Source organism: Nonomuraea sp. NPDC049129 (assembly GCF_040648495.1).
Taxonomy (GTDB): Bacteria; Actinomycetota; Actinomycetes; order Streptosporangiales; family Streptosporangiaceae; genus Nonomuraea.
Window position 1 is genome coordinate 423,664 of sequence record NZ_JBEZDU010000005.1, and the last position, 17,736, is coordinate 441,399.

At 68.2% G+C, this 17,736-nt stretch carries 21 protein-coding genes; 11 read left to right on the forward strand and 10 right to left on the reverse strand.

Annotated elements, in window-relative coordinates; translation table 11 throughout:
• Positions 1–245: 245 nt before the first annotated feature.
• Positions 246–860, reverse strand: coding sequence for a TetR/AcrR family transcriptional regulator (locus AB0B64_RS17985; RefSeq protein WP_358178433.1), 615 nt, complete (start codon positions 858–860; stop codon positions 246–248).
• A 223-nt stretch (positions 861–1,083) separates the two neighbouring features.
• Between AB0B64_RS17985 and AB0B64_RS17990 the strand changes: the two genes are divergently transcribed.
• Both AB0B64_RS17990 and AB0B64_RS17995 read left to right on the forward strand, forming a co-directional pair.
• Positions 1,084–1,371 (forward strand): nuclear transport factor 2 family protein, encoded by a 288-nt coding sequence (locus AB0B64_RS17990; RefSeq protein ID WP_358178434.1) that lies wholly within the window; start codon positions 1,084–1,086, stop codon positions 1,369–1,371.
• Positions 1,368–1,667: a heavy-metal-associated domain-containing protein gene (locus AB0B64_RS17995; protein WP_358178436.1), complete on the forward strand. Its 300-nt coding sequence runs from the start codon at positions 1,368–1,370 to the stop codon at positions 1,665–1,667. The genes AB0B64_RS17990 and AB0B64_RS17995 overlap by 4 nt, the downstream gene beginning before the upstream one ends.
• Positions 1,668–1,674: 7 nt before the next feature.
• Here AB0B64_RS17995 and AB0B64_RS18000 read toward each other — a convergent pair whose 3' ends face one another.
• Positions 1,675–2,010, reverse strand: coding sequence for a hypothetical protein (locus tag AB0B64_RS18000; RefSeq protein ID WP_358178437.1), 336 nt, complete (start codon positions 2,008–2,010; stop codon positions 1,675–1,677).
• A gap of 59 nt (positions 2,011–2,069) precedes the next feature.
• Here AB0B64_RS18000 and AB0B64_RS18005 point away from each other — a divergent pair, with 59 nt between their 5' ends.
• The 3 genes from AB0B64_RS18005 to AB0B64_RS18015 all read left to right on the forward strand — a co-directional run bounded on the left by AB0B64_RS18005 (position 2,070) and on the right by AB0B64_RS18015 (position 3,974).
• Positions 2,070–3,239 carry a helix-turn-helix domain-containing protein gene (locus AB0B64_RS18005; protein WP_358178439.1) on the forward strand — a complete coding sequence of 390 codons (1,170 nt, stop codon included), beginning with the start codon at positions 2,070–2,072 and terminating at the stop codon, positions 3,237–3,239.
• Positions 3,240–3,336: 97 nt separating this feature from the next.
• Positions 3,337–3,693 carry a hypothetical protein gene (locus tag AB0B64_RS18010; protein ID WP_358178441.1) on the forward strand — a complete coding sequence of 119 codons (357 nt, stop codon included), beginning with the start codon at positions 3,337–3,339 and terminating at the stop codon, positions 3,691–3,693.
• A 50-nt stretch (positions 3,694–3,743) separates the two neighbouring features.
• Entirely contained in the window at positions 3,744–3,974 is a 231-nt protein-coding gene (locus AB0B64_RS18015; RefSeq protein ID WP_358178443.1) for a hypothetical protein, read from the forward strand.
• Between the two features lie 117 nt (positions 3,975–4,091).
• On the opposite strand, the gene AB0B64_RS18020 is transcribed toward AB0B64_RS18015, so the two are convergent.
• From AB0B64_RS18020 to AB0B64_RS18040, 5 genes are all read right to left on the reverse strand, one after another.
• Positions 4,092–4,718: a Uma2 family endonuclease gene (locus tag AB0B64_RS18020; RefSeq protein WP_358178445.1), complete on the reverse strand. Its 627-nt coding sequence runs from the start codon at positions 4,716–4,718 to the stop codon at positions 4,092–4,094.
• Between the two features lie 422 nt (positions 4,719–5,140).
• Positions 5,141–5,905 carry a GNAT family N-acetyltransferase gene (locus AB0B64_RS18025; RefSeq protein WP_358178447.1) on the reverse strand — a complete coding sequence of 255 codons (765 nt, stop codon included), beginning with the start codon at positions 5,903–5,905 and terminating at the stop codon, positions 5,141–5,143.
• Positions 5,906–6,061: 156 nt separating this feature from the next.
• Positions 6,062–6,475, reverse strand: a complete 414-nt coding sequence (locus tag AB0B64_RS18030; protein WP_358178449.1) for a hypothetical protein — start codon at positions 6,473–6,475, stop codon at positions 6,062–6,064.
• An 8-nt stretch (positions 6,476–6,483) separates the two neighbouring features.
• Positions 6,484–6,786, reverse strand: a complete 303-nt coding sequence (locus tag AB0B64_RS18035) for a hypothetical protein (protein WP_358178451.1) — start codon at positions 6,784–6,786, stop codon at positions 6,484–6,486.
• A 311-nt stretch (positions 6,787–7,097) separates the two neighbouring features.
• A complete protein-coding gene (locus tag AB0B64_RS18040; protein ID WP_358178453.1) occupies positions 7,098–8,063 on the reverse strand; it encodes a 2-dehydropantoate 2-reductase N-terminal domain-containing protein in 966 nt (321 codons plus the stop codon).
• Between the two features lie 89 nt (positions 8,064–8,152).
• Here AB0B64_RS18040 and AB0B64_RS18045 point away from each other — a divergent pair, with 89 nt between their 5' ends.
• Complete coding sequence (locus AB0B64_RS18045; RefSeq protein WP_358178455.1) at positions 8,153–8,722, forward strand: TetR/AcrR family transcriptional regulator; 570 nt, start codon at positions 8,153–8,155, stop codon at positions 8,720–8,722.
• 479 nt (positions 8,723–9,201) lie between these two features.
• Here the strand turns inward: AB0B64_RS18045 and AB0B64_RS18050 are convergent, their stop codons facing one another.
• The 3 genes from AB0B64_RS18050 to AB0B64_RS18060 form a co-directional block, all read right to left on the reverse strand.
• Positions 9,202–10,299 carry a branched-chain amino acid aminotransferase gene (locus AB0B64_RS18050; RefSeq protein ID WP_357950286.1) on the reverse strand — a complete coding sequence of 366 codons (1,098 nt, stop codon included), beginning with the start codon at positions 10,297–10,299 and terminating at the stop codon, positions 9,202–9,204.
• Positions 10,300–10,496: 197 nt separating this feature from the next.
• The gene (locus AB0B64_RS18055; protein WP_357950283.1) at positions 10,497–11,543 is read right to left on the reverse strand and encodes a 3-isopropylmalate dehydrogenase; all 1,047 of its coding nucleotides are present in this window, start codon (positions 11,541–11,543) and stop codon (positions 10,497–10,499) included.
• Positions 11,544–11,607: 64 nt separating this feature from the next.
• Positions 11,608–12,783: an ROK family transcriptional regulator gene (locus tag AB0B64_RS18060; protein ID WP_357950280.1), complete on the reverse strand. Its 1,176-nt coding sequence runs from the start codon at positions 12,781–12,783 to the stop codon at positions 11,608–11,610.
• A gap of 107 nt (positions 12,784–12,890) precedes the next feature.
• Between AB0B64_RS18060 and AB0B64_RS18065 the strand changes: the two genes are divergently transcribed.
• Genes AB0B64_RS18065 through AB0B64_RS18085 form a run of 5 tightly spaced genes read left to right on the forward strand, consistent with a single transcriptional unit; the run spans position 12,891 to position 17,602 of the window.
• Entirely contained in the window at positions 12,891–13,991 is a 1,101-nt protein-coding gene (locus AB0B64_RS18065; RefSeq protein WP_358178457.1) for a sugar ABC transporter substrate-binding protein, read from the forward strand.
• Positions 13,991–14,710, forward strand: a complete 720-nt coding sequence (locus AB0B64_RS18070; RefSeq protein WP_357950274.1) for an ATP-binding cassette domain-containing protein — start codon at positions 13,991–13,993, stop codon at positions 14,708–14,710. The genes AB0B64_RS18065 and AB0B64_RS18070 overlap by 1 nt, the downstream gene beginning before the upstream one ends.
• A complete protein-coding gene (locus AB0B64_RS18075; RefSeq protein ID WP_357950271.1) occupies positions 14,707–15,891 on the forward strand; it encodes a sugar ABC transporter permease in 1,185 nt (394 codons plus the stop codon). The genes AB0B64_RS18070 and AB0B64_RS18075 overlap by 4 nt, the downstream gene beginning before the upstream one ends.
• A complete protein-coding gene (locus AB0B64_RS18080) occupies positions 15,888–16,763 on the forward strand; it encodes an ROK family protein (RefSeq protein ID WP_358178459.1) in 876 nt (291 codons plus the stop codon). Before AB0B64_RS18075 ends, AB0B64_RS18080 begins: the two co-directional genes overlap by 4 nt.
• A 29-nt stretch (positions 16,764–16,792) precedes the next feature.
• Positions 16,793–17,602, forward strand: coding sequence for a class I SAM-dependent methyltransferase (locus AB0B64_RS18085; protein WP_358178461.1), 810 nt, complete (start codon positions 16,793–16,795; stop codon positions 17,600–17,602).
• The last annotated feature ends 134 nt before the right edge of the window (positions 17,603–17,736 follow it).

Below are 17,736 nucleotides of genomic sequence, written 5' to 3' on the forward strand. Positions count from 1 at the left end.
TCGAGAGTGAGCTGATCAGCGTCGTCCAGTTCGGGCCGGTGGGGGTGCCCTGCCATACGAATGAGCGCGGCCAGCGTCGTGTCCCCCTTGCCGGGACGGTGACTGACGAGTTCGCCCAGGAGTATCGCGGCACCGACCGCGTCCCATAGTGCGCGATCGCCTCCTGCCGGGATGGTCCAGGAGGTGGGGCCGTCGGGGTCTTGATCGCGCAGGAACTCCTCAGCCTGGTCGAAGGTCGCTGGGGCTCACCGAGAGCGAGATGGACCGTCTTCTTCTGTGGCGACACCAAGCATGCGGAGCACGCTGATGCGAAGCGCGTGTTCGGCTTCCTGGCTGGTCATCCGGTCGGCTTGCCGTTCCTCGCTTGCGCTGTGGGCGAGCTTCACGGTGGCGGCGACCAGCCAGCCGAGCGGGAGCCGGTCGTCGAACTCTCCGGCCTGCTGGCCGCGCTCAATCACCTGTCCGATCCGGTCGGCGACAGACGAGTGCCGGTCGTGGTCGGCTTGCGGGCTGACCGGCAGTGTGCTGATTTTCTGCAGCAGCGCGGGGTAGCGGCGAGCTGTCTGATCGCTGGCGTCGAGCAGGCGCAGCAGGGCGTCAGTGGCCGGTCCGGCCTGTGGTTCGGTGGCGTCGATGGCGGCGACGACCTCCTCAGTGATCCGGTCGACGACCGCCAGCAGCAACTGCTCTCGAGAGGAAAAGTGGGCGTAGACGGTCTGGCGGGTCACGCCAGCGCTCGCGGCGACCGTTTCCATTTCGGCGTCGGGCTGGGCGCCGAGGATCTGGACGGCGGCGTCCAGGATGGCGGCCCTGCTGCGGCGGGCATCGGCGCGACGGTTGCGAGCCGGAGACGAGGTCATTTCTTACACCTTGTCAAAGTTGTTGATTTCGGCATATCTTACAGCGCGTAAGAGATCGTACGCCCAATCAACGGGAGCGCCATGCGCACACTTGCCGACACCGAGCCGAAGCAGTTCATCGCCGACTTCATCATGTCTTTCCATTCAGAGCGACGAGGATCCGGCGCTGATCTTCGACCGGTACCACACCCCGGACATCGTCCAGGTCGCCGACGGACACCGGATGGACCGCGACAAGCTCATCGCGCACACCCGCCCGATACGCAAGACCCGACCCAGCAACCGGACAGAGGTGCAGGAGGCCATCGCAAACGGTGACCAGATCGCCGCCCGCTATACGTTGCACGTCGAGCGGCGCGGCAAGTACATCGAGATCGAGGTCTGCTTCTTCGGGCGGTTCGCCGCCGACGGGCGGATGCGCGAAGCGCACATGCTCACCCGGACCGTTCCAGCCGCCAACCCGGACCAGGCGGCGCCCGCCATATCCGACGGAAGGGGCGCATCGACATGACCGAGAGCAGTTACACCGTCGCGGGCATGACCTGCGGACACTGCGCCACCTTCGTCACCGAGGAGATCGAACGCATCGCCGGCGTCACCGCCGTCACGGTGGACGTCGATAGCGGCAGGGTCTCGGTAACCAGCGACGAGGGACTCGACACCGAGGACGTGCGCGCCGCCGTCGAAGAGGCCGGCTACGAACTCACCCACGCGAACAGGTCGGCGCGAGACGACCGCACACCCGCCGCAACCGAGCGTGATCACCGAGGTGACCCGCATGCGGGCCCCGGCGAGCGGCTCCCCTGATCGGCAGTCAGGCTTCCTGGCGCTCGGTGGCGACTCGCAGGTGCTGGGGCAAGGGCGAGTTCCGATGGCATTCCCGGCGCTCCGGCTCACCCGCGGGAGATGATCCTTTCGCACATCTCGCCCCCTCCACAGCGACAACATCGGCTTCTTCGGCGTCATTGACGTCGGTGTAGAGGCAGGAGCTGGCCGGAAGGTGGCCCGCACACTGTGCGGCCCACCCCCCGTGCTCACAGCCCGCCTGGGTGAGCGCGACGATGAGCTGGAGCATGCCATAGGCGGCCGTCATGGTGTCGGCATCGAACACGAGGGGACGCGCGGGCCGGAGATCCAGCAGAGCTGTCATTCGGCGCATCCTCGTCACTGTCAGCCCGCCGCTCGGCGGCCCGTCTCTAGCATGGATTCATGGCCACGATAGGCGAACGCATTCGCAGCGTCCGGAAGCGCCGGGGCTTGACTCAGCAGGGCCTGGCCGACCTCGCTGGCGTATCCGCCTCGCTTATCCGCAAGCTGGAACAGGACGCGCGAAAAGACGTACGGCTGGAGACGCTGCGCAAGGTCGCGGTGGCCCTCAAGGTGCCGACGACCTCACTCATGGCCCGACTGGACGCTGAGCCAGCGGACGAAGAGACACTCGACCTGTGGGCGCCGGTACAACGGGCACTCCACGGACTCGACGGTCAGCCCACAGAGGCGCCGACGCGAGAGGGCCTGGGCGGCGCCTTGGAAGCGTCGATGCCGCTGTGGAAACAGGACCGCTACTCGCAGATCGCCGCCATGCTGCCGGTAATGCTCAGGGACGCGGACGCGCTGGTAGATGTGGACCTGTCACAGCGTCACGTACGAGGCAGGCTGCTGCACCTCGTCGGCTGGCTGATGACCCAGACACGCCAGTTCGACGAGGCCGAGTTCGCGCTGTCCCGGGCCATGGACGACATGAACGACTCCCTGGACGCGGCGGCGACGATCAGCACACATTGCTGGCTTCTTCTGCGTCAGGGCCGCCTCGACGAAGCCCGCCAGATGGCGACGCGCTGGGCCGATGACGTGGAACCTCGTATCTCCCGCGCGACCCCGCACCAACTGTCCGCCTGGGGCTGGCTGCTGCTGCGCTCCTCTGCCGCCGCCATCCGCGACAACCGGCCCGGGGAGGCGGACGACACGATCCGCCTCGCGCGCACCGCAGCCGTGGCCATGGGCCGTGACCTGACGCCGGGCGATGACTTCCTTCGCACCTTCGGGCCAGTGACTGTAGCGATGAAGCGGGTGGAGAACGCCATGATCGAGGACCGGCCGGACAAGGTCCTCCAGCTCTCCCAGACGATCCCCCTCACCGACCTGCGCCCCACCTCGAACAACCGGAATCGGCATCTCCTCGACGTGGCCGAGGCGCACCGCCGGATGCATCGGCAGAGTGAGGCCTTTGAGATCTTGCAGGGTGTTCGGCACAATGCCCCGGAGTGGATGACGAACCAGAGCTATGCCAGAGACATCCTGAAGGGAATCATTGGCAGACGGCGCTCTCTCACCGATGAAATGTGTGATCTCGCGGACTTTGTGCGACTTGAATACTGAGTTATGGCACCGCTCGTGTCACTTCCGCTGCAGGCCATCAGGAAGTGACACGAAATCGCACTTCCGAGCCTATTTGGCCTGATCATAGCGTTGCAGCATGCATCCGGCCTCCATGGGCTCCCGTCCCATCAACGCACACGGGAAATCGCCGGTAACGCCCTTGCGCGCCGCCACGCGATTGAGCGATGAATTGGTGGCGCTGGGAATCCGAACCGACATCCAGGAAGGACACGGGCTTGCTCTGGTGTCCGTATGGGTCGATCTGGTGGTCTGGACCGACGGCTGGTGCTACCGCTGGTGGTCTGGGCGGAAATCTGCGCGCAGTGGGCGATGGGTCTACGCGCTGACTCCGGTCGACGACCCGGTAACCACTGCTCGTCGAGTCGCTCTTCGCTACAAAGACCTCCGCCAGAATCATCCGCTGTCCGCGCTGTTGATGGGCCACTCATCGTGATCGACTCAGCATGCCTGAGTCCGCACCTCCCTCTGCCGCAGCAAGACCACATGCAGTTGGTCTGGCACCCGCCGTTCTGCGGGGTGAGCCGGGTTCGCGTCCTGGCCTGGACCTGTGAATGCCGCGCGACGTTCTACGAGCTGTGCCAGGCAGGTGGCCAGTCCTTCATCCGGCGAACGCTCCAATGCGAGCCCCAGCATGACATCAAGGAGACCTTTCGCTGGCCGCTACGCCAGGCCCACGACGTGTGGGCCGCGCTGCTGTGCGGCGAGGCACGGTAGGTCCGGCATCACCGCGCCATGGGCCTCCGGCCAGGCATCTCGCGTAGTCCAACCGGCGAACCCCGGCGAAGCATCGGGAAGGCTGGACCCTGGCAAGGATCAGGTTGGCGGTTTGGCTCAGAACTGCAGTTCTGACCAGTCGATCACCATGGGGATCGGGTTGCTGACACTGGGAGCGCCACCCGATTCGTCCTTCATGAACGTGCCGATGTGCTTGTAAAGCATGGCCGCTCGGTCCAACCGATAGCGTTCGATGATCGACACACCAGAGCGGTCAAGCCGGACAATCCAGTAGTGCGGAATGCCGGCCTTGGCGTACTCCCCGAGCTTGTCGGTCGTGTCCTGTGTCTCGGATCCCGGAGAAACGATCTCCACGACGAGCAGCGCGTGCTCGGCGCGGAGCCGTTCGCCCCGCTCGCGGTCCAGGCACCGATAGAGGGCGACATCGGGACGCCGGTTGAGCAGTGGCAGATCCCTGAGACGCAGATCCACATCGTTGTTCACGGTGACACACTCGTGGCCCTTGCCCATCGCCTCGCGGGCATGGCGTTCGAGCATGTTGGCCAGCCGCCGACCGGCGGTCTGATGATCTGGCGTAGGTGCTGCGCAGTAGACCACGTAACCATCAACGATCTCGATGGCTTTGGCGATCTCTTCCGGAAGCGCCTCATACTCCTCGGCGGTGACCAGCGCGGGCTGAGGACGGATGTTGAGAAGCCAACTGTCATCCGGTAGAGCTGTCATTCGGCATCTCCTCATCACTGACCGCCGAGCCAAGCCTACGGTCTATCCCTCATCTGGTGGGGAGCACACGGGAGCGCAGATTACAGCCCCTTGAGCCGTCCCGTGCGGCAGGAAGGGCCGCCTCTGTAGATACCGAGCCCGAACTGGAGCGCCGCCATGGGCCTCCAACCAGGGCATCCCAGGCAACTCCAACCAGCCAACCCGACGCAGCATCTCAGTGGTGCGGGCTGCGTCGGCAGCAACGGCTCGACACGGCAGTACCCTTTGACATGACGGACTCGGCCGTATGAATCGCAACCGCCAAGCCCCAGCCTTCTTACGGCTCGAAGGGGAACCGTTGCGCCTCGATGTCCCTATCGTGGCTGGCGATCAAGGGCAGGACGATCTGGTCAACATCCGCCGCAGCTCCACCCCAGTGATCTTCAGGTGTTCCTCTCCACCACGTAGTAGGTCTTGCGATGGAAGCCGGTCACCGTGGCGCCCTCCTCCATGAGGCCGCCCAGCACGTCGCGCACGGCGTGCCGCCACGCCTTGGCGGCGCCGGCGTCCACCGCGCGCAGCCGCTCGATGTCCTCGGGGACGGCGACGAGCACCACGCGCCCGTCAGTACGGCCCTCGACCGGGCGGTCGCCGTCGTCGCCCAGCCCGACCACGGCGTCCTCCGACACCGCCGGCAGGTACGGCAGCCGCCGGACCGCTGCCTCGACCCGCGGATCGGTCAGCGGCCACACGGCCAGGATCCGGTCGGACTCGTCGTCCTGGTTGATGGCGTCGGCCATCACGCCGTAGAAGTTCGGCAGGTACTCTGTTGGCCGCGCGCCCAGCTTGGCCAGGTTGAAGTGCGCGTTGCGGCGGACCAGCGGGTCGTAGGTCCAGGTGATCCGGGAGACCCCGCGGTCCAGCGCCCACAGCCGCTGGTGCAGCTTCAGCTCGAAGCCGATGCCCTGTCCCGCTGCCGCGCCCGTGGTGTTCGAGTGCAGGGTCGAGTCCTGCCCGAAGAAGCCCACCGCCGCCCCGACCATCCGGTCGCCGTCGAAGGCGCCGGAGACGTAGTTGCCCGCGTGGGTCAGCGCCCGCATCAGCCCGGCGGTGAGCGGCGGCCGGCTGTCCGGCTCGAACCTCCAGATCCGCTCGAACAACTCCTCGACCTGCTCGAACTCCTCGTTCGCATGGAGTTCCCTGATCACGGCCGAGGTCATCCTTGTTGAGTAGTCGAACCGGTGATCCCCGACACGTGCACGCGGCCGCCCACGGCCCTGGCGTACCCGATCTGTTCCTCAAAAGGCTGTTCCCCGAAGGTCGATCCGCTGAGGATCGCGCGTCGCTCCGTCATCCGACGAACGCTAGGAGGACCAGGGATGATACGTCCAATACGCGCTGGTCGATGAGTTGATATCTGTAGACGTATGGGCCGCCTCGAACTTCCCCTGCCACGACTGCATGCCTTCGTCGTGCTGGCCGCCGAACTTCACCTCGGCCACCACACCGCGGGCGTCCAGCAGCAGGGCCAAGAGCAGCAGGACGCCCATGCCGGTTAGTGCCGTCCGCCGGTAGGTGCCGTCCGCGCGCAGCTTGACGATCTGCCGCCCGAGCAGGTCGTCCGGCGGGTTCTCTTCCTTCTCCGCGATGAGGTCGGCCATGTAGCCCTGGATGGCCCCCATGGCCGCCCACCGCTCCTCGGGCGGTGTCGACTGCTTGAACATCTTCACCGTGTGCTTCTGGAAGAACTCATGGTCGGCGTAGGGCACACCCAGCATCTCGCAGATCACCAGGGACGGGACCGGCAGCGACAGCGCCTCACCAGGTCACCGGGCTGCGGCCCGGCCAGCAGCGCGTCGATCTGCCCGTCGACGATCTCCTGGATCCGCGGCCGCAGCGCCTCCAACCGGCGCACCGTGAACTCGCCGAGTACGGCCTTGCGCGCCGGCCCGTGCTCGGGTGCGTCCATCTCGATCAGGGTGCGCTCCTCGTCCGGCCGCCGGGACGCCGCCTCGCCCTTGACCAGATGCGGGAAGTCCGGATGCTGCCGGTCGGCGCTGAACCGCCGGTCGTTCAACACGGTTCGCACGTCTTCGTGGCGGCTGACCACCCAGGCCCACCCGCCGTCTGGCAGACGAACCCGCAAGACCGGCTCTTCTTCGCGGATCTCTTCGTACGCCGGCGACGGCGCGAACGGGCACGTACGGGCCATGGGAACTCATGCTTCTCGGCGGTAGTCATGACTTTTTCCTTCCACGACGTCACGGACAGGCGATAGAGGCTGGACACCGAAAGCCGTGTGTGAACGGCAGTTGATCGACAGTGCGACCGGGTTTGGCTCTGGGATGCGGCGGACCAAGGAGCCGCAATGGACCACCGGGACCGACAACATCGGTAAATTCAGACTCGGCCCGTCCCCTCACGGGCAAAGTTCGGTTCCGCCGCTTCCAGTCGTGGTACCGCAATGCCCAGCCGTCGTGCTTCCGCGAGGGTGTCTCGGCAGATCTCACGCGGCTCCTCGGCGTCGGGGTGGGAGTGCGCCTCGAAATTTACGCGCAGCGGCGTGACATGAGCAGTCAGCCAGGCGAGCACGGGCGCCATCAGCCAGGTGGGCGCCCGGAACAGCAGCACACCGCCCCGGTGACGTCGCAGGTCGATGCCGCGCGCCTTGAGGAGGGGCAGCAGCTCGCGGCCAGTCAGCAGTGCCTCGCGGAAGTCGCTCGTCGACCCGGCCAGCTTGGACAGGGAACCCAGCCTCAAGCCCTGCGAGAACAGGCCGGCATCCGACACGAAATGGACCCACAGCCAGCCGCGGAAGTCAGGCCGCTCCTTAGGCCGGAACCCGGCCTCGCGAAACGCCTGGCGCACGGCCCGCTCCCGGTCGGTCGGGGGCTGGCCGAGGGTGCCGAAGATGGCCGACGGCAGCATCCCCCCACGGAGCACGCCGTCCGCGCCGAAACCGCCACCGGCCTGGGGAAAGCCCCAGGCGATCCGGTCGACGGGGAGTGCGCCGATCGCGGCCGGCGGCTCGGTCCAGATGTTGCCGAAGACCAGCACCGTGGCCTGGCCGACCCGCGGGGCCAGGAAGGCCGTCGCCTCCGCGAGGCGGTGGTGCGGCACGCTGAGCACGATCAGGTCGAAGTCGTGATCCGGCTCCAGCGCCTCGCGGTAGCGCACCGGCCACTGCTCGACGACGCGCTGCCCCCACACCCGGCGCCGCGTATCGAGCAGGTCGAGGTCGATCGCTTCCCCGTACGTCGCCGCGCGGCCCGGCCGGACGTAGAACTCGATCTCATGCCCGGCCCGTTCCAGGGCCCAGCCATAGATGGTGGCGATCACGCCTCGGCCGAACATCAGGATCTTCACGCTGCACCTCGTGGGGTACAATCGATTTGGAGGTCATCTCCACTTTCAAAATATGGAGATCATCTCCATTTGTCAACGCGAGGTAGCGCATGACCGCCGACAAGCCGCTGCGGGCCGACGCCCGACGCAACCACGATGTCCTGATCGCCAAGGCGCGAGAGGTCTTCGACGCCGGAGGCTTCTTCGACCTGCGCTTCGACGACTTCGCTCGCCTGGCCGGGGTGGGCACGGGCACGCTGTACCGCCACTTCCCCACCCGGGAGGCGCTGGCCGAGGCGGTCTACCACGGGGAAGTCGCCGCGCTGTGCGACCGCGCCCGCCAGCTACAGGCCACGCTGCCCGCAGCGGAGGCGTTGGCAACGTTCCTACGCGGCATGGTCGACCACATCGATGCCCACGAGGGCCTGGCCCGGACGCTGGCCACGCTATGGGCCGATCGCTCGGGTGCCCTCGCCGAGGGCAGCCGGGCGCTGGAGCAGGCTGTCACCGACCTGGTAGCCGCCGCCGTCCGGGACGGCGCCGTTCGCGACGACGTGGACGCCGGTGCCGTGATGATGGCGCTGCACGGCATCGGTGCGGCCCATGACCGCCCCGACTGGCGGGCCGAGGCCGACGATCTCATCACCCTCGTACTGGACGGACTACGCCGCCCGCAATGACAAGATGGGACACCAGGTCGCATGCCTCAAGCTCTGAGGGCGCCTCGGTTATGTCGACTTCATCACAACCGAGACCGCCTCAATGTGACCACCATGCCTGCGACATCACTGTTGTTCCCGCGCCTCGCTCCCGACACGCAGCGAGGTCGCTGCACCGCAAGTCGCTACTGCCTTCTCTAACAGCCTCTTAGCTGCACAAACGCGAGGATCAAGCCTCCAGCGAGCGGAGCGACCCCCGGAGAAGTCTTCTGATCGGCGAGGCTTCACCGTGCCATGGGCCTCCGGCCAGGCATCTCACGCGTTCCAACCGGCCAACCCGGCGAAGCGCTGGGAAGGCTGTCCGAGCGGAGCGAGGTCCTCCAGGGGGCGTAGCCCGCCTGGGAGAACGTCCGGAGCGAAGCGGAGGCCCGTTGTAGAAGGGTGGGCATCAGACGGCCAACCACACGGGTGGGTGGCGAAAGATGCCCGGTGGAGGCGTGTTAGCTGATCTTGTGGACCCAGCTGTGGGTGTCGGGGCGGGAGCCGTACTGGATGCCCACCAGTTCCTCCCGGATGCGCATCGTCACTTCCCCAGGGTTGCCGTCGCCCACGGTCCACGCGCGGTCCGTGCCCTTGACGGAGCCCACCGGGGTCACCACTGCCGCCGTCCCGCAGGCGAACACCTCCGTGAGTTCGCCCGACTCGCAGCCGGCCTGCCACTCCTCCGTCGAGATGAGGCGTTCCGACGCCTCCAGACCCAGGTCGGCGGCGAGGGACAGGATGGAGTCGCGGGTGATGCCGGGCAGCAGGGTGCCGGTCAGCGCGGGGGTGACAAGTTTGTCGCCGAAGACGAAGAACAGGTTCATCCCGCCCATCTCCTCCACGTACCGGTGCTCGTGCGCGTCCAGCCACACCACCTGGTCGCAGCCCTGCTCGACGGCCTGCCGCTGGGCGACGAAGGCGGCGGCGTAGTTGCCGCCGCACTTGGCGAAGCCGGTGCCGCCGGGGGCGGCGCGGGTGTACTCGGTGGAGAGCCAGACGGAGACGGGCTTGACGCCGCCGGTGAAGTAGGAGGCCGCCGGGGAGGCGATGACCATGTACCGGTAGGTGCGGGACGGGTAGTTGACGCCGAGGCCGACCTGGGTCGCGATGATGAACGGGCGCAGGTAGAGGCTGTGGCCCTCGGTCGTGGGGACCCAGTCCTTGTCGGTCTGGACGAGGAGTTCGAGCGACTCGACGAACACCTCTTCCGGAAGCGTCGGCATCGCCATGCGCTCGGCCGAGGTGTTGAAGCGGGCCGCGTTGGCGTACGGGCGGAAGGTCGCGATCGAGCCGTTGGCCTGGCGGTACGCCTTGAGCCCCTCGAACAGCTCCTGCGCGTAGTGGAACACCGAGGTGGCCGGGTCGAGCGACAGCGGCCCGTACGGCTCAAGCCGGGCGTCGTGCCAGCCCTCGCCCTCGGTGTAGTCGATCGAGACCATGTGGTCGGTGAAGGTCTGCCCGAACCCGGGGTTCGCCAGTACCTGCTCCCGCTCGGCCGCAGTGCGAGCGTGGTCGGATAGCTGCACGTCGAAGCTGAGCTTCTGAGCGATGGTCATGACGGAGGTCCTTCTCTCTACGGTCCTGGACAAACTTTACGGTTCGGGACAGTCACTGCTATGAGCAGGCCTGTACTTCCTAGTGTCTCGCTATTTGGGATTGCAAGTGGCTAATGGGGTGCTTTGGCCGTTTAGACGTGAAAAAGCGCCTGGCGGTCCTTATGTGGACCGCCAGGCGCTTGGGGAGCTGGGCGGCCCTAGCTCGATACTCGCGCGGTGATGTCGTCACCGATCTCGTTTGTGGTGCGGCCGGCCCAGCCGGCCAGGCGCTCGACGATGTCGTCGGCGACGGCCTGCTCGACCCTGGCCGCCTCGGCGGACAGACCGAGGTGCTCCAGGAGCATGGCGACCGACAGGATCGTGGCGGTCGGGTCGGCCTTGCCCTGCCCGGCGATGTCGGGGGCGCTGCCGTGCACCGGCTCGAACATGCTGGGCGCGGTGCGCTCCGGGTTGATGTTGCCGCTGGCCGCCAGGCCGATGCCGCCCGCGATCGCCGCGCCGAGGTCGGTGATGATGTCACCGAAGAGGTTGTCGGTGACGATCACGTCGAACCGCTCAGGCTGGCTCACGAAGAACATCGAGGCCGCGTCGATGTGGCAGTAGTCGGTGGTGACCTCGGGGTATTCCTCCCCCACGCGGTTGACCGTGCGCTGCCAGAGGTCGCCGGCGTAGGTCAGGACGTTGGTCTTGTGGACGAGCGTCAGCTTCTTGCGCGGGCGGGACTTGGCCTTCTCGAACGCGTAGCGGACGACCCGCTCCACGCCGTAGGCGGTGTTGAGCGACTCCTGGGTGGCGATCTCGTAAGGTGTGCCACGGCGCATCACGCCACCGGTGCCCGCGTAGAGGCCCTCGGTGCCCTCGCGGACGACGACCATGTCGATGTTCTCGGTGGGTGTGTCGGCCAGCCGGGTCTCGACGCCGGGGAACAGCTTAACCGGGCGCAGGTTGACGTAGTGGTCGAAGACGAAGCGGAGGCGGAGCAGCAGGTCGCGCTCCAGGATGCCGGGCGGCACGCTGGGATCGCCCACGGCGCCGAGCAGAATCGCGTCATAGCCGCGCAGCTCTTCGAGCACGGCGTCGGGCAGCGTCTCACCGGTACGGTGATAGCGGGCGGCACCCAGGTCGTAGTGGGTGGCCTCGATCTTGGTCCCGACGGCCTCCAGGACCTTCAGCCCTTCGGCGACGACCTCGGCGCCGATGCCGTCTCCGGGGATGACGGCCAGGCGAATATTCCGCGACTCCATGTGCGTACCTTACCCGCTTGTCTCGACTGACGAGCACGACATCTCACGTCTTGGACAAGACCTTTCAGCCCTGTCTGGCGTCGAAGATCAGGTCCCATGCCCTGGTTCGGGCATGGGCGACCGCGCCCAGCAATACTCCGCTGTCCCCCAAAGCGCTGGCGACCACCATCGGCCGCAGGGGGCCCAGCTCAGCTATCCGATCCTCTATCGCCGCGCCCAGCAGGTCCAGGTTGCGGCCCACTCCGCCGCTCAGGACGATGACCTCCGGATCCAGGACCGCCGCCACCGCCACCAGGAGACCGCCGATGCGCCGCCCTTCGGCCTCCACCACTGAGCGGGCCGCCGGATCACCGGCCGCCGCCACGGCGAAGACCTCCTTGGCCGTCTCGAGGTCCAGCCCGGCCGCTCTGGCCGCGCGGACCACGCCGGGGGCCGAGGTCACCGTCTCCGTGGCACCGTGGGCCAGGGCGTCGTCCGTAAAGGGTGGGACGTAAGGGGGCGAGTCCGTGGGGACGTACGAAACCTCTCCCGCCGCTCCCCTGGCTCCGACATAGAGCTCGCCGTTGATGACGATGCCCATCCCGACGCCCGTACCAATGGAGACCAGGGCGAAGTTGGCCTTGCCGCGCCCCTCCCCGTACGTGTGCTCGCCGACCGCCGCCAGGTTGATGTCGTTCTCGATGGTCAGCTCTACGTCGAGCGCCGACCGGAGGCGACCCGCCAGGTCGGGCGGGCCCGGCAGGTTGGGCGCGAAGTCCAGGCGGCCCTGGGCCGGGTCGTAGACGCCGGGCGAGCCGACCACCGCGCAGGCGATCACCGACCAGTCGAGCTCGGCCTCCCTGGCCGCGGCGCGGCAGAGGTCGCCTACGAGGACCGCGAGCTCGGCCGAGTCGCGGGCGGTGTTGCGCCCGTCGGTCCGGCCCGCGAACGTGCCGCGCAGGTCGGCCACGGCGACGCGGATCCAGTCGCGGCCGATGTCGATGCCCGCCACGTGGGTGGAGGCCGCGTTCATGTCGTAGAGCGAGGTCACCGGGCCCGGCCGGCCCGACACCTCGCCGACCAGGTGCACCAGCCCGTCTTCCTCCAGCCCGGCGAGCGCCGCCGAGACCGTCGGCTTCGACAGTCCGGTGATCTTGGCCAGATCCGCCCGTGACGCCGGGCCGTTCGCGTGGAGCTGGTCGAGCAGCCGACGCTCGTTCAGCACCCGCAGCAGCCGCGGATTTCCCAGCCCACCTCGCATCTTCAGCCCTCCTCGCGCCAAACTCTAGCCAACAACCCTGGTAGTAAATTAGCTTTCTTACCAAACAACGAACAGCCGGGCGGGGCCACTCGAGAGGACGATGTGCGATGGACCGAGCATGGCGACTGATTCCGGCCGCAGCGCTCTTGCTGACCGCCGCCGCCTGCGGAAACTCCGCCGGCACCGGCGGCAACACGGCGAGCGCGAGCGCGAGCGCCGGGGCGGCATCCAAGACGATCGCCCTCTTCCTGCCCGAGTCCAAGACCACGCGGTATGAGGCGTTCGACCGCCCGCTGTTCGAGGCGAAGGTGAAGTCGCTCTGCGCCGACTGCAAGATCCTCTACAGCAACGCCGAGCAGGACGCGGCCAAGCAGCAGCAACAGGTCGAGGCGGCCCTCACCCAGGGCGCGAACGTCCTGGTGCTGGACGCCGTCGACGCCAACGCGGTGGCGCCGCTGGTCAACCAGGCCAAGCAGAAGAAGATCCCGGTGATCGCCTACGACCGGCTGATCTCCGGCATCGACTACGCGTACTACGTCTCGTTCAACAACGTCCGTGTCGGCGAGATGCAGGGCCAGGCCCTGCTCGACGCGATGAACGCCAAGGGCACGACGGCCAAGGGACAGATCGTGGAGATCCACGGCGCCCCGACCGACCCCAGCTCGGCCGACTACAAGAAGGGCGCCAAGAGCGTCCTGGACGGCAAGGTCAAGGTCGGCAGGGAGTTCGACACGCCCGACTGGAGTCCCGACAAGGCCCAGCAGCAGATGGAGCAGGCGATCACCGCCATCGGCCGGGACAACATCGTGGGCGTGCTGTCGGCCAACGACGGCATGGCGGGCGGCGCCATCGCGGCCATGAAGCGCGCGGGCTACAAGCAGCTGCCGCCGATCACCGGACAGGACGCCGAGCTGGCCGCCGTGCAGCGCATCCTCACCGGCGAGCAGTACATGACCATATATCTGGACATCAGGGCTGAGGCGGAGAAGTCCGCCGAGCTGGCCGTGGCCGTGGCCAAGGGCGAGCAGCCCGCCGCGACCAGCAAGGTCAACAACGGCACCGTGGACATCCCCGCCTTCCTCCTCGACCCCATCGCCGTCACCGCGGACAAGGTCAAGGACACCATCGTGAAGGACAAGTTCTACACGGCCGACCAGATCTGCACCGCCGAGGTCAAGGCGGCCTGCGCAAAGGCGGGCATCCAGTAGTGCTCTCCGCGACAGGCATCTCCAAGCGCTACGGCGCGGTCCAGGCGCTCGACGGCGCCAGCCTCCACCTGCGCCCCGGCGAGGTCACCGCCCTCATGGGCGACAACGGCGCGGGCAAGTCCACGCTGGTCAAGGCCATCTCGGGGGTGGTCGTCCCCGACGAGGGCACGATCACGCTCGACGGCACGCCGGTCAAAATCGCCAACCCGCACGACGCGCAGGCGCTCGGCGTCTCGACCGTCTACCAGGACCTCGCGCTCTGCGAGAACCTGGACGTGGTGGCCAACCTGTTCCTCGGTACGGAACGCCGCCGCTGGTCGCTGCTGCGCCACATCGCGATGGAACGCGCCACCCGTGATCTGCTCCAGCAGCTCGATGTACGCATCAGAGACATCCGGGTGCCCGTCGCCATGCTGTCGGGCGGTCAGCGCCAGTCGGTGGCGATCGCCAGGGCGCTGATCGGCGAGCCGCGCCTGGTCATCCTGGACGAGCCCACCGCCGCGCTGGGCGTGGAGCAGACCGCCCAGGTGCTCGCGCTGATCGGGCGGCTGCGCGACCGCGGGCTCGCGGTCCTGGTCATCTCGCACAACCTGGCCGACGTCCGGGAGGTGAGCGACCGCGTGGTGGTGCTGCGGCTGGGACGCAACGCCGGCGACTTCGGTACGGCCGACACCACGCAGGAGGAGATCGTGGCCGCGATCACGGGGGCAGGGCGATGACCGACACGCTGGCGCGTAAGCCGTACACGCCGAAGGTCGCCGTCGAGCGGCTGAGACAGGGCGACGTCGGCGCGTGGCCGGTCGTCGGCGGGCTGGTGGCGATCGCGATCGTCTTCAGCGCGCTCAACGACCGCTTCCTGGCGCCGGAGAACCTCACGAACCTGGCCCTGCAGATGGCCGCGACCGGCACGATCTCGCTGGGCATCATCATGGTGCTGCTGCTCGGCGAGATCGACCTGTCGGCCGGCTCGGTCAGCGGCCTGTGCGCGACGATCATGACCATCATGCACGTCAAGCAGGGCTGGAACCCGCTGGCGGCCATCCTGATCGCACTCGCCGCGGGGGCGGGGATCGGGCTGATCCACGGGCTGATGTTCACCAAGCTGCGGATGCCGTCGTTCGTGGTCACGCTGGCCGGGCTGATGGGCTGGCTCGGGCTGCTGCTGTTCCTGCTGCGGCAGGGCGGCACGATCAACCTGCCGTTCACCGGGTTCATCTCGAAGCTGAGCGACACCTGGCTGCCGTCCTGGCTGTCGTGGCTGCTGGTGGCGACCTTGGTGCTCGTCTCGGGCGGCGCGGCGCTGCTCACCCGGCGTCTCAGGCTGGCCGCCGGACTGCCCGTCACCCCGCTGTGGTGGCTGCTGGTCAGAACGGGCGGCCTGGCCGTCCTGCTCGCGGCGGGCGTGGTCATCATGTCGGCCGACCGGGGCGTGCCGCTGCTGCTGATCATCTTCGGCGCGCTGGTGGTGGTGTTCGATCTCGTGCTCAGGCATACCGCGTTCGGCAGGCATGTGTACGCCGTCGGGGGCAACGCGGAGGCGGCCAGGCGGGCCGGGATCAACGTGACGCGCATCAGGATCCTGGCGTTCATGCTGGCCTCCACGCTGGCGGCGGCCGGGGGCATCCTGGCGGCCAGCCGGCTGTCGGCGGTCAACCAGCAGTCGGGTGGCAGCGACATCCTGCTCATGGCGATCGCCGCGGCGGTCATCGGGGGCACCTCGCTGTTCGGCGGCCGGGGTCGGGCCTATGACGCGCTGCTCGGGGTGCTGGTGATCCAGTCGATCACCAGCGGCATGTACCTGCTCAGCGTCGACTCCTCCGTACGCTTCATGGTGACGGCCGCGGTGCTGGCCCTGGCCGTGGCGATCGACTCGCTGGCCCGCCGGGGAGCCGCCCAGTGAGCCGCGTGCTGGGCATCGATGTGGGCGGCACGAAGGTCGCCGTCGGCGTGTCCAGCTCCGACGGACCGGAGATCGTCGAGCGGATCCGGCTCGACACCGGCGCCGGCACCCTGGAACGGGCCCTGGCGGCGGCCCGGGACCTGGATGGCGCGCCGGCCGCCGTGGGCTTCTCGACCTGCGGCGTCATCCGCGACGGCCGGATCTGGCTGGCCCCCAACGTGCCCGGCTGGGAGGGGCTGGAGCTGCCCCGGCTGCTGCGGGAGGAGTACGGCGCGATCCCGGTGGCGATCGACAACGACGTGAAGGCGGCTGCCGCGGCCGAGCTGCGCTGGGGAGCGCTGCGCGGCGTGTCGGCGGGCGTCTACCTGAACCTGGGCACCGGGCTGGCGGCCGCGCTGGTGGTGAACGGCCAGGTGGTGTCCGGGGCGCACGGCGCGGCCGGCGAGATCGGCTACCTGCAGGCCGTTCCGGGCGAGCCCGCCTTCGCCGACGGGCACGTTCCCCTGGAGGAGCGGGTCTCGGGCGGCGCACTCGCGGCCCGGGGCACGGCCCTGCTGGGCCGCGAGACCACGGCGGCCGACCTGTTCGCCCTGTCCGCCTCGGCCCCCGGCTCGGCGGTCGCGGAGCTGGTGGACGAGGCGCTCGGGCTGCTGGCCATGAACGCGGCGAACCTGTGCGCGACCTTCGACCCCGAGTGCCTGGTGGTCGGCGGCGGCATGATGGGCGCGGCCGACCTGATCATGCCCCGTCTGACAGCCGAGCTGCGACGGGCCGTACCCTTCCCGCCCGAGGTACGCCCGGCGCGGTTCGCCGACGACGCCCCGCTGCTCGGCGCGCTGGCCCTCGCCCACGCCGCTTCACAGGCTTCATGAATTTGTGAAACAGGTGTAGCTTCGACGGCATGGCTCCCGAAAAGGTGCGCCTGGCCGCCGAGAAGGCCACGCTCCTCGCCACCCTGTACGGCAGGGCACTGGACGCCCGCTCACCGCATCCCATACTCGACGACCGCCTGGCGGCCGCGACCGTCGAGCGCATCGACCACGACTTCAGCGACACCGGCATGGACCAGCGCATGGCCGGCTCGGTCGCGATCCGGGCCCGCTTCCTGGACGGCTGGGCCAGGGAGTTCCTCGCCCGGCACGCCGAGGCGACCGTGCTGCACCTGGGCTGCGGTCTCGACACGCGGGCCCACCGCCTGGACCCGCCGCCGAGCGTCGACTGGTACGACGTGGACTATCCAGACGTCATCGACCTACGGCGGCGGCTGTATCCGGAGGAGCGCCGGACGATCGGCACCTCGGTCACCGACCTCGGCTGGCTGGACCAGGTGCCCGCGGGCAAGCCGGTGCTGGTCATCGCCGAGGGCCTGTTCTACTACCTCGACCCGGCGGAGGGCCGCGCGCTGGTCAGGGCGATCGTCGATCGGTTCCCCAGCGGCCAGTTCGTCTTCGACGCGCTGAGCCCTTTCGGCCTGCGCCTGCAGAAGCTCAACAAACCGGTCAGGAAGGCCGAGGCCACGATGCACTGGGGCATGGACGGCCCGGCCGACCTGCTGTCGATCAGTCCGAAGCTCCGCCTCGTCACCGCGATGAGCGCCTTCGACCTGCCCGGCTACGGCCGCCTGTCGGCGTCGCACCGGATCTCGGTCGGGCTCGCCAAGGTCGTGCCCGGATTCAGGAGGATGGCGGCCTTCTACCGGCTGGAGTTCTAAGCGTTACCGGCTGGTGTTCTGCGGGGCGCCGCCGTTGTCCCTGCGGTCCAGGGCGGTCTGCAGGGCCTCGGTCGCCTCGTCAGCGGTCTCGTCGGTGGAGTTCCAGGCATACATCTCGTACATGTGTGTCTCAT

Bases quoted from the DNA above. Each gene is read 5' to 3' on its own strand.
- AB0B64_RS17985 (WP_358178433.1), bottom strand. From the start codon at position 860: ATGACCTCGTCTCCGGCTCGCAACCGTCGCGCCGATGCCCGCCGCAGC.
- AB0B64_RS17990 (WP_358178434.1), top strand. From the start codon at position 1,084: ATGGACCGCGACAAGCTCATCGCGCACACCCGCCCGATACGCAAGACC.
- AB0B64_RS17995 (WP_358178436.1), top strand. From the start codon at position 1,368: ATGACCGAGAGCAGTTACACCGTCGCGGGCATGACCTGCGGACACTGC.
- AB0B64_RS18000 (WP_358178437.1), bottom strand. From the start codon at position 2,010: ATGACAGCTCTGCTGGATCTCCGGCCCGCGCGTCCCCTCGTGTTCGAT.
- AB0B64_RS18005 (WP_358178439.1), top strand. From the start codon at position 2,070: ATGGCCACGATAGGCGAACGCATTCGCAGCGTCCGGAAGCGCCGGGGC.
- AB0B64_RS18010 (WP_358178441.1), top strand. From the start codon at position 3,337: ATGCATCCGGCCTCCATGGGCTCCCGTCCCATCAACGCACACGGGAAA.
- AB0B64_RS18015 (WP_358178443.1), top strand. From the start codon at position 3,744: ATGCAGTTGGTCTGGCACCCGCCGTTCTGCGGGGTGAGCCGGGTTCGC.
- AB0B64_RS18020 (WP_358178445.1), bottom strand. From the start codon at position 4,718: ATGACAGCTCTACCGGATGACAGTTGGCTTCTCAACATCCGTCCTCAG.
- AB0B64_RS18030 (WP_358178449.1), bottom strand. From the start codon at position 6,475: ATGCTGGGTGTGCCCTACGCCGACCATGAGTTCTTCCAGAAGCACACG.
- AB0B64_RS18045 (WP_358178455.1), top strand. From the start codon at position 8,153: ATGACCGCCGACAAGCCGCTGCGGGCCGACGCCCGACGCAACCACGAT.
- AB0B64_RS18050 (WP_357950286.1), bottom strand. From the start codon at position 10,299: ATGACCATCGCTCAGAAGCTCAGCTTCGACGTGCAGCTATCCGACCAC.
- AB0B64_RS18055 (WP_357950283.1), bottom strand. From the start codon at position 11,543: ATGGAGTCGCGGAATATTCGCCTGGCCGTCATCCCCGGAGACGGCATC.
- AB0B64_RS18060 (WP_357950280.1), bottom strand. From the start codon at position 12,783: ATGCGAGGTGGGCTGGGAAATCCGCGGCTGCTGCGGGTGCTGAACGAG.
- AB0B64_RS18065 (WP_358178457.1), top strand. From the start codon at position 12,891: ATGGACCGAGCATGGCGACTGATTCCGGCCGCAGCGCTCTTGCTGACC.
- AB0B64_RS18075 (WP_357950271.1), top strand. From the start codon at position 14,707: ATGACCGACACGCTGGCGCGTAAGCCGTACACGCCGAAGGTCGCCGTC.
- AB0B64_RS18085 (WP_358178461.1), top strand. From the start codon at position 16,793: ATGGCTCCCGAAAAGGTGCGCCTGGCCGCCGAGAAGGCCACGCTCCTC.